The organism is Tardiphaga sp. 285_C5_N1_2 (assembly GCF_052076065.1).
In the GTDB taxonomy this organism is placed as follows: Bacteria; Pseudomonadota; Alphaproteobacteria; order Rhizobiales; family Xanthobacteraceae; genus Tardiphaga; species Tardiphaga robiniae.
In genome coordinates this window covers 4,215,460-4,228,027 of record NZ_CP197241.1, presented here as the reverse complement: position 1 = coordinate 4,228,027, position 12,568 = coordinate 4,215,460, and the positions used below count along the sequence as shown (strand labels likewise).

Sequence of the window (12,568 nt, the reverse complement as noted above, 5' to 3'; positions counted from 1 at the left end):
TCGGCGCCGCTATGTCCCGAACGCGGTCTGCATCAATGCAGCCGCAGGAGGAATGGCGCGGTCGCCGGCGCTCGTCCCGGCAGGGACCTCTTACCGCCGTCAGTGACAGCGGATCTCGCTATTTATCGCAGAGTTCAGGTAATCATCGGTCGGACGCTCCACTGAAAGGATGTTCCATCGCGCCAGATGTGATGCAGGATGACGGCCAGCTTTCGTGCGACAGCAACGATCGCTCGCTTGCTTCCTATCCGTTCACTCAGCGCCTTTCCCCATTCCTTAAGAGGAGATGGCCGGGAGCAGCGACGGAGCACAACGCATGCCGCCTCGTAGAGCAGCGTCCTCATGCTCTGATCGCCTGCCCGAGAGATGCGTCCAGTTCGGTCAGACTCTCCGGATTGGAAGCGTTTTGGTGTCAAGCCCAGATAAGCAGCGACGGTTCGCGAACGTCGAAAGCGCAGGGGATCTTCGATCGTGCAGATGTAGGACAGCGCAACAATGACGCCGACGCCCGGGGTGCTCATGAGTCGCTTTGCGACCGGATCCGCGTAAGCACGACGGTAGAGAGAGCTGTCGAAGACCGTTATCTGCTCTTGCAAAGAGGTAAGTGCGATCAGCATCGGCTCAACGATCGTAAGCAGAATTGGGTTATCCTGGATGGCCACCCGGACCAATTGAACGTACCGGCGCTGGCTGCCGATCTTGAGCACTACTCCAAAGGTCTTGAGCAACCCACGGACTGTATTTTTGATCTTCAAAGCCGTGCTAACGAGCTGCGCTCGTGCGGTGATCATGGCACGGACGGCGTGCGTCTGCATACTCTTTACCAGCACTTGCCGATACCAACCGACGCGCACGATTTGGGCAATGCCGTGCGCGTCGTTCGCGTCTGTTTTGTTGATCTGCAGCGACAGCGCCGCTTTAGCGTGACGCGCATCAATACAAACCACCGGCAGTCCATAGCTCTTGAGTTCATGGAACAACCAGACCGAAAGCATGCCCGTCTCGAGGCCAATGCGAGCCGCGCTTGGCGCATGCTTGCTGACAAGCTTCTCAATATCGTCCGGTGTAGAGGCGCACTTACCGCGCCAGATCGGACGGCCGGATTCGTCGACTACGCAAGCTTTGGTTTCCTCAAGAGAAACATCAAGACCAACATATTGGGCAATCGGCTGCATTTTGCTGCTCCTGTCATCGGGAATCAGAGCGCAAAGACTAGCAACGACAGCGCTCCGCGATTACCCTATGTCCCGACCAACATTCGCAACGCCGCCGCGCGCAGCGGCGGTCCAGGGCGGCCGCAAGGCCGGCGCGAAGCAGCTTTACCCTGGACGGGCGCGAGTACGGTGGCATGCTTGAGTCGTCTAAAGACGGCAGCTTGTACCGTCGCAATGGTGTTGTCGTTTGCGATTGTGCTGGTGAATACCGCGCAAGCTTATAACGCATCAACCGGACATTCGGCGAGCGCACGGTCTTCCCGATCGTTTGCGAATCTGATCGAAGAGGCCTCACGTCGCTTCGGTGTGCCCGCGCACTGGATACGCGCCGTCATGACCGTCGAAAGTGCCGGTGATGTGCGCGCCAGGTCGCCAAAAGGTGCGATGGGGTTGATGCAGATCATGCCCGAGACCTGGGCAGACCTGCGCATCCGTCACCGCCTCGGCGGCGATCCTTACGATCCGCGCGATAACATTCTGGCCGGTGCTGCGTACCTGCACGAGCTGCATGACCGCTATGGCTCGCCCGGTTTCCTCGCGGCCTATAATGCGGGACCAGGTCGCTACGAACAATATCTCGCGGGCCGCACGTTGCCGGCCGAGACCCGCGCTTATGTGACAACGCTTGCTCCATCGTTCGGTGGCGCCGAACTCACCAGTCCGCTCTCAGTCGCAACAGTTCACGCGAAGTCATGGACCGAGGCGCCGCTGTTCATCGGGCGACCCGAACGCGCAACCGCTGCCGATCGTGTGTCGGCTGAACATCGATCGGACCGCGTTCCGGCGGGCGATCCGATGCGCAATATCTCTGCAATCCTGCCGCAAGCGCGCAGCCTGTTTGTTGCTCGATCCAGTGCGGGAGGCCTGTAATGACGGGATGTGCAGCTTGGCGCGCCATGGCGTGCTCCGGGATAGAATGGCTGGGAAGGCGAGAGCAGCAGGGAAGCACGACAGCGGGACGGCGAGATAAAAGCGGCTCGCCGGCCGAACCACAAGCCATTGGAATGGCTTGGGTTCGGGCGTGCCGTTCGGTCGGGGCGCGTGCCGCGCCTCAGGCTTTCGCCAATGAACTCAAGAATGTTTTCGGCACTGTCCGTTCTTGCTTGCTCGCGGAGCCATTGCAGTGAGCGCAGGCGACAGCGATTTACGCATCCGGCCTGGCCGCATCCGCGGCACGCGAGCCCCAAGGCCGAAGAGCTTCATCAATCGGGTGCTGCGTGCGGCGAAGAAGGCTGGTCACAGCCCTTCGCATGCCGCGTCGGGCAAACGCTCCTCTAGCTATGGGCGCTCGACCTTCGGGCGCGGCCGGATCAGTTTTAGCCGCAGTCGCCTGTTCAGCCCGGCGCGGCGCGTGGTGGTGAAGGCGCGCATCGTCCGTCACCAAGGTCGATCCTTCCGTTCCGCGCCGCTGACCGTCCATCTCTCGTACCTCAAGCGCGACGGTGTCACCCGCAACAGTGAGAAGGCGGTGATGTTCGATGCCGGTCATGACCGCACTGACGACGCAGGTTTCGCGGAGCGCTGCAAGGACGACCGGCATCATTTCCGCTTCATCGCCTGGCCCGAGGACGCCGGCGAGATGACCGATCTCAAAGCCTTCACGCGCGATCTCGCCCGGCAAATGGAAGTCGATCTCGGCACCCGGCTCGCGCTCGGCCGGCTCGACTTCTTAGAATCCGCGCTGGCCTTCATGGCAGGTTACGGCATCAAAAGCCTCCTGATCGCGCAGTCGCTGAATCAGATCGAGAAAGCCTACGGGCCCAACAACGCGATCCTCGACAACTGCCATGGACGAGCGCACGGCGAAGCGTGTCTCCGATGCGCTGAGGACAGCAACCGAGATGCGCGCCATGAAGAACTATGCCGGTCACCGGCTGAATCCGTGGCTTGGTCACCTCATGGTCTCGCGGCAGGAGACGGCAAGGCCGCTGCTCACGCCGGGCGAGGTGATGCAGCTCCCGCCCACTGACGAGATCGTCATGGTTGCCGGCACGCCCCCGATCCGGGCGAAGAAAGCTCGCTATTACGAGGATCACCGTTTCACCGAACGGGTGCTGACGCCGCCCGATCCGGCGAAGTCTGGCCGGTCGTCACGGACGGATGGGTGGTCAGCTCTAACGCCGCAGGCACCGGACGCCGTGTTGCTTGGTGAGATCCAGAAGGCGGAACAGGATGCCGCCAATAGCGGCTTGCGTCGCGAACCCGAGCTTCCCGACCATGTCGCCATTGCCAAGGAGGCGACTGATCCGAGGCCTGCGGAAGAGTTCGCCGCTGTGCTCGACGACGAGTCGGACGATGCAGCCCGTCAGGCTCGCATCCTGCACCAGCAGATGCGTGGCATCGCCCGCCAGGTCTCGCTCGACCCGAATGACGGTATGGAGTTGTGAGACCATGCGCGACCGGATGAACGTGTATTTCCCGCCGGACCTTCTGAAGCAGATCGCCGATCTTGCCGACCGCAAGAAGCTTTCCCGATCGGCGATCGTGGAAGCGGCGGTCACCTCGTTTCTGTCTCCGGATGGGGAGGATCGGCGCGAGGCGGCGTTCGCGCGCCGTCTCGACCGGCTGTCGCGCCAAGTCCAACGTCTCGAACGCGATCTTGGGGTTACCCGCGGAAACGCTGGCCCTGTTCGTCCGCTTCTGGCTGACGATCACGCCGCCCTTGCCGAACGATGCGCAGGCTGCCGCCCAGATCAAGGGCCGCGAGCGGTTTGGCGGCACCTGCTTTTAAAGAGTCTTTTTGTAGTAACGTTGCACAGATAGCGGCTGCCACGCCGAGACGATCTGACCAAAATAGCGGTTCCGTCTTCCGGAGGCATTCGTAACGGGGGACAGACACCGAAAGAACTCACGGCCCGCTTATATCTCGTCAATCGGAGAATTACATACACTTGGCGGCCGCTTATGGCGCTAAGGCGCCATTTAGCCCTATAGCGTAGATTCCTCTTGCTCGATGGGAGTGGTGGGGCTGGGACGGGTGGCATGGAGTCTTGCTATGCCTGTCTGGAATAAGGGGCAGATCGTTGGTCAAAAACTTCCGTTAAAACCGAAAGAAGTCTGGGGAATACGAACCAGATTGGAGGTTGCCTCGAATCTCCGAGAGCTTGCTCTCTTCAACCTTGCGATCGACAGTAAGCTTCGCGCTTGCGATTTGACGTCGATCAAAGTGAGCAATTTGACGATATCGGGCGTCCTACGCGATCGGGCGACGGTCATCCAAAGAAAGACCGGACGGCCGGTCCAGTTCGAGCTCTCCGAGCACACAAGGTCCGCATTGGAGAAATGGATCGTTGAACGAGAACTGACATCGGCAGACCACCTGTTTCCGAGTCGGATGTGCTCAAAACTTCATTTGTCCGCCCGACAATACGGGAGAATCGTAGATCGATGGGTCACCAGTATCGGGTTGGACCGAAGACGCTATGGGACGCATTCGATGCGTCGGACAAAAGCATCTCAGATTTATAAGAAAACCGGAAATCTTCGAGCGGTGCAATTGCTCTTAGGCCACACAAAACTCGAAAGTACGGTGCGGTATCTTGGAATTGAGGTAGATGATGCACTTGTCATGTCTGAGCAGGTGGACCTCTAAAGCGATCTAAGGCGCATCATGCAGTGACGCGCTTTTTTTGGCGCGAAGCAGCCACTACGAAATAGTCGCTTGTGAATCAAGACGGGGATGCAGCTCAATCCGTCTTGAATTCATTTGAAAGGAAGCGGAGGCCTCGGCGCGAGGTTCGAGCTATCCTGGAGTTGGCACAACTTTGGTCGGTAATTGTTCGCGCGGTTTGGCGAGACACGATAGACCGCAGTAAGTCACCTACGACATAGTGCCGTGACCGATCATTCAAAGTCGATGACTTCCAGACAAGACGCTGTCCGCCATTCTCGCGCACATAGCGTGGAGACTTCGCGGTCCAGACCGGTCGCTCGTAAAACCAGAAGTAGCGCCCGTCATCAGCTGAAGAAAATTCGCCTGCGGCGTGCGCGAGTTTGAAATCGTCACAATCCTTTCACGGAGAACCAGAATGTCATTTCAGGAAATGCTGACCCCGCAGAATAGCGCCATCGCGCTGATCGATTTTCAGCCCGCGATGTTCCAGGGCGTCCAGTCGCACGATCGCCTTGTCACATTGAACAACGTCCAGATTCTTGCAAAAGCCGCGAAGCTCTTCAAGATTCCGACCGTTCTGACAACCGTTGCGGCAGAGTCGTTTTCCGGCCCGTTCATCCCCGAGGTGGTGTCGCTGTTTCCAGGACAGGAGATCATTGATCGCACCTCAATGAATTCGTGGCTCGATCCGAACTTCCGCAAAGCCGTCGCCGCCACCGGCCGCAAGAAATTCGTGATCGCCGGTCTGTGGACCGAAGCCTGTGTGATCTTCCCGACCCTAGACATGCTGCGCGAAGGCTTTGAAATCTACATTGCTGCCGACGCCTGCGGCGATCTCTCGCCGGAAGCGCATGAGCGTGCCATGCAGCGCGCCATCCAGGCTGGCGCGGTGCCGATCACGTCCTCGCAATATGCGTATGAGCTGCAGCAGGATTGGGCGCGCAGCGAGACCTATGAGGGCATGATGGACATCCAGCGCGCGCATTCGCCTTACGGCATCCAGATCCGCTTCTCGAAGTGGGCGCTCGGCGAGCACGCTTCCGAAGGCGGCCCGGCCAAGTAGGCCGTCACGTCACACAACCGAGGACAACGACATGAAAGCGCACATGATCTCCCTTGGCGCAGGCCTGCTGGTGGGCGTCATCTACAGTCTGATCAATGTGCGCTCTCCGGCGCCACCGGTGGTGGCGCTGGTCGGCCTGCTCGGCATTCTCGTCGGCGAGCAATTGCCGCCGTTGGTACGCAGCCTCTGGCAGAAGGAGCCGGTGGTGCAGTCCTGGCTCGAACAGGTGAAGCCACACATGTTCGGCCATCTGCCGAAGGGCCAGCGCTCCGATACGCGTGTCGTGGCCGAGAAGGCGCCGCAGCCGCCCGCCGGCGGTTAGTCTCCGGCACCCGCCTCACGATCACATTGCCTGTTCAATTCACTATCGCCGAAGGAACTCCCCATGACCGAGCCGCAGACCTCCGATCTCATTCTCCATCGTGGCCTGTTCACGACGCTCGATCGCTCCAATCCCGTCGCCAGCGCGGTGGCCATCAAGGATGGTCGCTTCACCCATGTCGGCCATAACGCGGACATTCTGCCCCTGGCGGGACCGAAGACGAAGGTCGTCGACCTCAAGGGCAAGCGCGTGCTGCCCGGCCTGATCGACAATCACTTGCACATCATTCGCGGCGGCCTGAACTTCAACATGGAGCTACGCTGGGATGGCGTGCGCTCGCTTTCCGACGCCATGAACATGCTGAAACGTCAGGTCGCCATCACCCCGCCGCCGCAATGGGTGCGCGTTGTCGGTGGCTTCACCGAGCATCAGTTCGTCGAGAAGCGGTTGCCGACAATCGATGAGTTGAATGCCGTCGCGCCGGATACACCGGTATTCCTGCTGCATCTCTATGATCGCGCACTGCTCAATGGCGCCGCGCTGCGCGCCGTCGGCTATACGAAGGACACGCCAAACCCGCCAGGCGGTGAGATCATTCGCGACGCTAACGGCAATCCGAACGGGCTGCTGCTGGCCAAGCCCAATGCCGGCATTCTCTATGCGACGCTGGCCAAGGGGCCGAAGCTGCCATTCGACTATCAGGTCAACTCCACCCGCCATTTCATGCGCGAGCTCAACCGCCTCGGTGTCACCGGCGCCATCGATGCCGGCGGCGGTTTCCAGAACTATCCCGAGGATTATGCCGTCATCCAGAAGCTGCATGACGAGAATCAGTTGACGATCCGTCTCGCCTATAACCTCTTCACCCAAAAGCCGAAGGGCGAGAAGGACGACTTCCTGAACTGGACCAAGACGTCCAAATACAAGCAGGGCGACGACTATTTCCGCCATAACGGCGCTGGCGAAATGCTGGTGTTCTCTGCTGCCGATTTCGAGGATTTCCGCCAGCCGCGCCCGGATATGGAGCCGGAAATGGAAGGCGAGCTCGAGGATGTTGTGCGCGTTCTGGTCCAGAACAAATGGCCGTGGCGTATGCACGCGACCTATGACGAGACCATCAGCCGTGCGCTGGATGTGTTCGAGCGCGTCAATCAGGAGATGCCGCTGGAAGGGCTAAACTGGTTCTTCGACCACGCTGAAACGATTTCGGATCAGTCGATCGACCGTATCGCCGCCCTTGGTGGCGGCATCGCCGTGCAGCACCGCATGGCCTATCAGGGCGAATATTTCGTCGAGCGCTACGGCCATGGCGCCGCAGAAGCGACGCCCCCGGTGTCGAAGATGCTCGCCAAGGGCGTCAAGGTTTCCGCCGGCACTGATGCCACGCGCGTGGCCTCCTATAATCCGTGGGTGTCGCTGTCCTGGCTGGTCACCGGCCGTACCGTCGGCGGCATGCAGCTCTATCCGCAGCGCAACTGCCTCGACCGCGAAACGGCGTTGCGCATGTGGACCGAAAACGTAACGTGGTTCTCGAACGAAGAAGGCAAGAAGGGCCGCATCCAGGTTGGCCAGCTCGCCGATATCGTCGTACCCGATCGTGACTTCTTCTCCTGCGCGGAGAACGAGATTGCCGACACGAGCGCAGTGCTGACAATCGTCGGCGGAAAGGTTGTCTATGCCGTCGGTGATTTCGCCAAGCTCGACGAGAATGCGCCGCCGCCGGCGATGCCGGACTGGTCACCTGTACGCACCTTCGGCGGCTACGGCGCATGGGCTGCACCCGATGCGAATGGACAGGTCGTCGCGCAGAAGATGGCGATGACCTGCGGCTGCGCCAATTCCTGCGGCGTGCACGGCCACGATCACGCGACAGCGTGGTCCAGCAGGCTGCCCATCGCCGATCTCAAAAGCTTCTGGGGCGCAATCGGCTGCGCGTGCTGGGCGGTATGATCACGAATCTCGCACGTCGCGTGATCGGGGCACCCGTTATGCATTGGCTGGGTTTGCTCTGCCTGTGTGCGGCCTATCTGCAGGGCGGGCTCGTCAAGGCGTTCGACCTTCCGGGGGCGATTGCCGAGATGAACCATTTCGGACTGCAGCCGGCGGCGCCCTTCGCGCTGGCGACGATTGGGCTCGAACTGGTTGCCTCGCTATTGATTCTTGGTGGCGTGTGGCGCTGGCTCGGTGCACTCTCGCTGGCAGGCTTTACGCTGATGGCGACATTTCTGGCGAATCGGTTCTGGGAGCTGGCTCCGCCAGAGCGCTTTATGAGCGCCAATTCGTTTTTCGAACATATCGGCCTGTGCGGCGGCTTCCTGCTCGTCGCATGGCATGACCTTAATGACCGGGCCAGGAAGGCAAAACCATGAGCGGAGCCGCCGAGCCGGCCAAGGCAACCAGCGCCTTCGCGCCATTCCGCCAATCCATCTTCGCGGTGATCTGGGTCGCGACGGTGATGGGCAATACCGGCAGCTTCATGCGCGACGTGGCGAGCTCCTGGCTCGTCACAGACCTGTCGGCGGCGCCCGCAGCGGTCACCATGATCCAGGCCGCGGGCACGCTTCCGATCTTCCTGTTTGCGATCCCCGCCGGGGTGCTGTCCGATATTCTCGATCGCCGCAAATTCCTGATCGCGGTGCAGGTGCTGCTCGCCTTGGTGAGCGCGACGCTGATGATGCTGTCTTATTACGGGCTGCTGACGGTCAATCTGCTGATCGGGCTGACCTTCATCGGCGGCATCGGCGCCGCACTGGTCGGGCCGACATGGCAGGCGATCGTGCCGGAGCTCGTGCCGCGGCAGGACATCAAGAGCGCGGTCGCGCTGAATTCACTGGGCATCAATGTCTCGCGCTCGATCGGCCCGGCCGCCGGCGGCATCCTGCTGGCGACATTCGGCGCCGCCGTCACCTATGGCGCCGATGTCATCAGCTACATGTTCGTCATCGCAGCACTGCTGTGGTGGCCACGCGCCAAGGCCGAGAATGACGTGTTGTCAGAGAAGTTCTTCGGCGCGTTCCGGGCCGGATTGCGCTACACCCGCTCTAGCCGTGAACTGCACATCGTGCTGCTGCGGGCAACGATCTTCTTTGCATTCTCCAGCTCGATCTGGGCTCTGCTGCCGCTGGTGGCGCGTAATCTGCTGGGTGGCGATGCCAGTTTTTACGGCGTGCTGCTTGGTGCGGTTGGTGCAGGCGCGATCGGTGGCGCGCTGGTGCTGCCGCGGCTCCGCGCGAAGCTCGACTCCGACGCGCTGCTGCTGATCGCCGCGCTGTTGTCGGCGTGTGTGATGGCTGTACTGTCCTTCGCGCCGCCGAAATGGGTTGCGCTGCCGGTTCTGCTGCTGCTCGGTTCTGCGTGGATCACGGCGCTGACGACGTTCAGTGGCGTCGCGCAGGCGGTGCTGCCGAACTGGGTGCGTGGTCGCGGTCTCGCTGTCTATCTGATGGTGTTCAACGGTGCCATGGCTGCTGGAAGCCTCGGCTGGGGCGCGGTGGCCCAAGCGCTGAGCCTGCCGGCGACGCTGCTGGTTAGCGCATGGGGTCTCGCCGTCGCCGCCTTCATCATGCACCGGGTGAAGCTGCCGACAGGCGAAGCCGATCTCACGCCGTCCAATTACTGGCCGGAGCCGCTGACGTCGGACGAGGTCGAACATGACCGGGGGCCCGTCCTGATCCTGATTGAATATCGAATCGCGCGTCAAAACCGCGCGCCGTTCTTCACCGGGCTCAAGCGCCTCTCCGAAGCGCGTCGTCGCGATGGCGCTTATGGCTGGGGCATCACCGAGGATGCCGCCGATCCGGAGAAGATCGTCGAATGGTTCCTGGTGGAATCATGGGCGGAGCATCTGCGGCAGCATCACCGCGTCTCGAAGGCTGATGCCGATGTGCAGCGCGAGATGACGCAATATCACATCGGGCCCGACGCCCCCGTGGTCCGGCATTTTCTGACGCTGGATCTGAAAAACCCGACGTCGAAGCCCGAACTGGTCAATCAGCACTAGTCGCCACAAGGACTGCCATGATGCGTTTGTTCAAATTCACCGCCGCCATTCTTTCCATCGCGTTGCTATCGGCCGCGCCGCAAGATGCATGGTCGCGCGAGGCGCCGGCGAAGGTCGGCTTTGCCGTCGGCGCGCAATATGACACGACGCACGTCTATGTTGCGCCGGACGAGGTCGATCGCTTTGTCGAAAGCTTCATCGCGACTTTTGGTGGCAAGAGCACCAAACAGGTAGTTGCGACAATGACGCCGACGCCGAGCAGCACGACGTCGCAGCTTCTGCTGACCCCGGCAGGGTCGGTCTCGGTGTTTGGCTTCAAGACTCCGATTCCCTATCCATTCGGCCATGAGCGCACCGGCTATCTCGTTACAGATATCGATGCCGCCGTCAGAGCCGCGCAAGGCGCGGGCGCCGACGTGCTGGTCAAGACGTTTCCCGATCCGATCGGCCGCGACGTCGTTGTGCAATGGCCGGGCGGCATCAACATGCAGCTCTATTGGCACACGACGGCGCCGTCCTATCCGGAACTGCAGACGGTCCCGGAAAACCGCGTCTACGTTCCGGCCGGCCGGGCCGATCAGTTCGTGAAGAGCTTTGTCGCTTTCTCGAAAGGCAACGTTGTCTCCGACACGGCGAAGGCGCCGGGCATCGAGATCGGCCGACCCAACGATACCTACCGTCGGGTTCGCATCACGTCGAAGTTCGGCAAGATGACTGTGCTGGTGACCGACGGCGTGCTTCCTTATCCTTATGGCCATGAGCTGACCGGCTATGAAGTGCCGTCGCTCGACGAGACGCTGGCCAAGGCGAAGACGGTCGGTGCCACGGTGCTGGTCGAGCCCTATGTCGCGGATGCGCGCCGCGCAGCGCTGGTAAAATTCCCCGGAGGCTATGTTGCCGAGATTCACTCTGCCGTCGGCAAGTAAGGCTTGGATAGCCGCGACCGCGCTGGCCTTTAGCGCGGTCCTGCTGCCGCCTGCGCATGCGGACGATTCAGCGCTAACGCCAGCGCGCCCGAAGCTTCTAACCAATCGCTGGCAGGAAGACTGGTCTGCGCTCGCCACTTCGGCGTTGCGCACCGAGCCATTCGACGCTCTGAAATATATCCCGCTCTTTGTCACCGATCCGAAAAGCTATATCTCGCTAGGTGCTAGTCTGCGCGAGCGATTTGAGTTCAACGACGCTCCGAATTTCGGCGTCGGCAATACGCGCGGCGATTCCTATCTGCTGCAACGGCTGCAGATGCATGTCGACATCCGGCTGAACGAGAACTGGCAGATCTTCACGCAGCTGGAGGATGTCCGCACCATTGACAAGGCGAGCGTCTCGCCGGTCGACCAGAACCAGCTCGATCTGAGACTGGCATTTATCGCCTATAGCGGTGCGCTGGGTGATGGCATCTTCAAGGCGCGCGTCGGCCGGCAGGATTTTGCCTTCGATCTGCAACGCTTTGTGTCCTCGCGCGACGGGCCGAATGTGCGGCAGTCCTTCGATGCGGTGTGGGCGGATTACGAGACCGGGTTGTGGCGTTTCATCGGCTTTGTCAGCCAGCCGGTGCAATATCGCTTTGGCGATGTGTTCGACGACTTCTCCGGCCAGAATTTCCGCTTCAGCACTGCGCGTATCGAACGCAAGGTGTTCGGCGACAACGAACTCTCCGGCTACTACTCCCTGTTCGAGCGGTCGTCTGCGCGTTATCTCGACGCCCTGGGCGAAGAGACGCGGCACATCTTCGACGTCCGCTTTGCCGGTAATGCCAATGGCTTCGATTGGGATCTCGAGGCGATGGGGCAGACAGGGCATGTCGGGCCTAAGGAGATCGAGGCCTGGGCACTGGGCGGCCGCACCGGTTACACATTCTCTAACGCCGCATGGACGCCAAGGATCGGCTTGCAGGCGGATGCGGCGTCAGGTGACGGGCGTGCGGGTGACAACACGATCGCTACGTTCAATCCGCTGTTCCCGAACGGCTACTATTTCTCGCTGGCAGGCTATACCGGCTACGCCAACCTGATCCATCTCAAGCCGACACTGACGGTGAAGCCCATTGCCAATCTGACGGTGACCGCCGGGCTCGGCATGCAGTGGCGCCAGACGGTTGCCGATGCCGTTTATGTTCAGCCCAACGTTGCCGTCGCGGGCACGGCTGGGCAGGGCAGCCGCTGGACGGGGGTCTATTCGCAGCTTCGAGCGGATTACGTCTTCAACGCCAACCTGACCGGAGCCGTCGAGGCGGTGCATTACGCCATTGGCGACACGGTGCGGAACGCCGGCGGGCACGACAGCAATTATCTGGGTTTGGAGCTCAAATATGGGTGGTAACCGGACGTCCGGAGGCCATGAGGCGTGGTTTCAT

10 protein-coding genes and 3 pseudogenes are annotated in these 12,568 nt (G+C 61.0%); 12 read left to right on the top strand and 1 reads right to left on the bottom strand.

Annotation, left to right across the window (positions count from 1 at the left end; all coding sequences use genetic code 11):
- Nucleotides 1-134: 134 nt before the first annotated feature.
- Nucleotides 135-1,166, bottom strand: a complete 1,032-nt coding sequence (locus AB7951_RS20060; protein WP_441256125.1) for an IS110 family transposase — start codon at nucleotides 1,164-1,166, stop codon at nucleotides 135-137.
- A 222-nt stretch (nucleotides 1,167-1,388) separates the two neighbouring features.
- Here AB7951_RS20060 and AB7951_RS20055 point away from each other — a divergent pair, with 222 nt between their 5' ends.
- The 12 genes and pseudogenes from AB7951_RS20055 to AB7951_RS20000 all read left to right on the top strand — a co-directional run bounded on the left by AB7951_RS20055 (nucleotide 1,389) and on the right by AB7951_RS20000 (nucleotide 12,534).
- Entirely contained in the window at nucleotides 1,389-2,084 is a 696-nt protein-coding gene (locus AB7951_RS20055; RefSeq protein ID WP_441256124.1) for a lytic transglycosylase domain-containing protein, read from the top strand.
- A 253-nt stretch (nucleotides 2,085-2,337) separates the two neighbouring features.
- Nucleotides 2,338-2,862, top strand: a pseudogene (locus AB7951_RS20050) (type VI secretion protein); the annotation flags it as partial.
- Nucleotides 2,863-3,601: pseudogene (locus tag AB7951_RS20045) on the top strand (type IV secretory system conjugative DNA transfer family protein); the annotation flags it as partial.
- A 4-nt stretch (nucleotides 3,602-3,605) separates the two neighbouring features.
- Nucleotides 3,606-3,933: pseudogene (locus AB7951_RS20040) on the top strand (CopG family transcriptional regulator); the annotation flags it as partial.
- Nucleotides 3,934-4,209: 276 nt separating this feature from the next.
- The gene (locus AB7951_RS20035) at nucleotides 4,210-4,806 is read left to right on the top strand and encodes a tyrosine-type recombinase/integrase (protein ID WP_439063188.1); all 597 of its coding nucleotides are present in this window, start codon (nucleotides 4,210-4,212) and stop codon (nucleotides 4,804-4,806) included.
- Between the two features lie 436 nt (nucleotides 4,807-5,242).
- Complete coding sequence (locus tag AB7951_RS20030) at nucleotides 5,243-5,890, top strand: hydrolase (protein ID WP_089267975.1); 648 nt, start codon at nucleotides 5,243-5,245, stop codon at nucleotides 5,888-5,890.
- Nucleotides 5,891-5,921: 31 nt separating this feature from the next.
- Nucleotides 5,922-6,212, top strand: coding sequence for a XapX domain-containing protein (locus AB7951_RS20025; protein WP_089267974.1), 291 nt, complete (start codon nucleotides 5,922-5,924; stop codon nucleotides 6,210-6,212).
- Nucleotides 6,213-6,275: 63 nt separating this feature from the next.
- Nucleotides 6,276-8,162 (top strand): amidohydrolase, encoded by a 1,887-nt coding sequence (locus AB7951_RS20020; protein ID WP_439063189.1) that lies wholly within the window; start codon nucleotides 6,276-6,278, stop codon nucleotides 8,160-8,162.
- Nucleotides 8,159-8,581 (top strand): DoxX family protein, encoded by a 423-nt coding sequence (locus tag AB7951_RS20015; RefSeq protein WP_439062584.1) that lies wholly within the window; start codon nucleotides 8,159-8,161, stop codon nucleotides 8,579-8,581. Before AB7951_RS20020 ends, AB7951_RS20015 begins: the two co-directional genes overlap by 4 nt.
- A complete protein-coding gene (locus AB7951_RS20010; RefSeq protein WP_441256032.1) occupies nucleotides 8,578-10,212 on the top strand; it encodes an MFS transporter in 1,635 nt (544 codons plus the stop codon). Before AB7951_RS20015 ends, AB7951_RS20010 begins: the two co-directional genes overlap by 4 nt.
- 20 nt (nucleotides 10,213-10,232) lie before the next feature.
- A complete protein-coding gene (locus AB7951_RS20005; protein ID WP_439063191.1) occupies nucleotides 10,233-11,138 on the top strand; it encodes a glyoxalase in 906 nt (301 codons plus the stop codon).
- Nucleotides 11,104-12,534 carry an alginate export family protein gene (locus tag AB7951_RS20000; RefSeq protein ID WP_439063192.1) on the top strand — a complete coding sequence of 477 codons (1,431 nt, stop codon included), beginning with the start codon at nucleotides 11,104-11,106 and terminating at the stop codon, nucleotides 12,532-12,534. Before AB7951_RS20005 ends, AB7951_RS20000 begins: the two co-directional genes overlap by 35 nt.
- Nucleotides 12,535-12,568 lie beyond the last annotated feature (34 nt).

Coding starts and splice junctions, on each gene's coding strand:
- AB7951_RS20055 (WP_441256124.1), top strand. CDS start 1,389: ATGGTGTTGTCGTTTGCGATTGTGCTGGTGAATACCGCGCAAGCTTAT.
- AB7951_RS20035 (WP_439063188.1), top strand. CDS start 4,210: ATGCCTGTCTGGAATAAGGGGCAGATCGTTGGTCAAAAACTTCCGTTA.
- AB7951_RS20030 (WP_089267975.1), top strand. CDS start 5,243: ATGTCATTTCAGGAAATGCTGACCCCGCAGAATAGCGCCATCGCGCTG.
- AB7951_RS20025 (WP_089267974.1), top strand. CDS start 5,922: ATGAAAGCGCACATGATCTCCCTTGGCGCAGGCCTGCTGGTGGGCGTC.
- AB7951_RS20020 (WP_439063189.1), top strand. CDS start 6,276: ATGACCGAGCCGCAGACCTCCGATCTCATTCTCCATCGTGGCCTGTTC.
- AB7951_RS20015 (WP_439062584.1), top strand. CDS start 8,159: ATGATCACGAATCTCGCACGTCGCGTGATCGGGGCACCCGTTATGCAT.
- AB7951_RS20010 (WP_441256032.1), top strand. CDS start 8,578: ATGAGCGGAGCCGCCGAGCCGGCCAAGGCAACCAGCGCCTTCGCGCCA.
- AB7951_RS20005 (WP_439063191.1), top strand. CDS start 10,233: ATGCGTTTGTTCAAATTCACCGCCGCCATTCTTTCCATCGCGTTGCTA.
- AB7951_RS20000 (WP_439063192.1), top strand. CDS start 11,104: ATGTTGCCGAGATTCACTCTGCCGTCGGCAAGTAAGGCTTGGATAGCC.